This is a genomic window from Chryseobacterium sp. SIMBA_028, assembly GCF_046535285.1.
GTDB lineage: Bacteria > Bacteroidota > Bacteroidia > Flavobacteriales > Weeksellaceae > Chryseobacterium.
In genome coordinates this window covers 1-266 of the sequence record NZ_JAWRWZ010000353.1, presented here as the reverse complement: position 1 = coordinate 266, position 266 = coordinate 1, and the positions used below count along the sequence as shown (strand labels likewise).

The 266-nt window shown below is 42.5% G+C and carries 1 protein-coding gene; it reads left to right on the top strand.

The genetic code is table 11. From position 1 onward, the window contains the following. On the top strand, positions 1-266 hold a 266-nt coding region (locus tag SCA31_RS23740; protein WP_410699465.1), incomplete at both ends, for a SidA/IucD/PvdA family monooxygenase.

The following is a 266-nucleotide window of genomic DNA, read 5'->3' as shown; positions in this document are numbered from 1 at the left end:
GAAAACGCTTTTTCTTGACCAGAGAGACGGTTTTGACTGGCATCCGGGATTAATGATCGATCATGTAACGTTACAGACTCCATTTTTATGTGACTGTGTATCGATGGCTGATCCTACGAATCCTTTAAGCCTTCTTAATTATCTTAAAGAAACCGACAGGCTGTACAAATTCTTTATCCGGGAAAGCTTTTTCATTCCTCGTAAAGAATATAACCGATACTGCCAGTGGGTCGCTGCCCAGATGCCTCAGTGCCAGTTTTCAACAC